At 65.0% G+C, this 300-nt stretch carries 1 pseudogene; it reads right to left on the reverse strand.

The features are described from left to right. Positions 1-10: 10 nt before the first annotated feature. Positions 11-300: pseudogene (locus tag EN861_RS34890) on the reverse strand (sugar ABC transporter substrate-binding protein); the annotation flags it as partial.

Here is a 300-nt window from a genome sequence, read left to right on the forward strand (position 1 = left end):
GGGAGGAGCCTTACTTGATGTAGCCGCCCTCGGTCATCGCCGCAGTGGCTGCGTCCTGGGCCTGCTTCAGCGCATCGTCGACGCTCGACTGGCCGGCAAGGGCCGCCGAGAAGAGCTGGCCGACGGTGGTGCCAAGGCCCTGGAATTCAGGAATGGCGACGAACTGCACGCCGACATAAGGCACCGGCTTGACGGTCGGATGCGTCGGATCGGCGGCATTGATGGAGTCCAGCGTCATTTTCGCGAAAGGCGCCGCCTTCTGGTACTCCGCATTGGCATAGAGCGAGGAGCGCGTGCCCG

The organism is Mesorhizobium sp. M8A.F.Ca.ET.218.01.1.1, assembly GCF_004791165.1.
Taxonomy (GTDB): Bacteria; Pseudomonadota; Alphaproteobacteria; order Rhizobiales; family Rhizobiaceae; genus Mesorhizobium.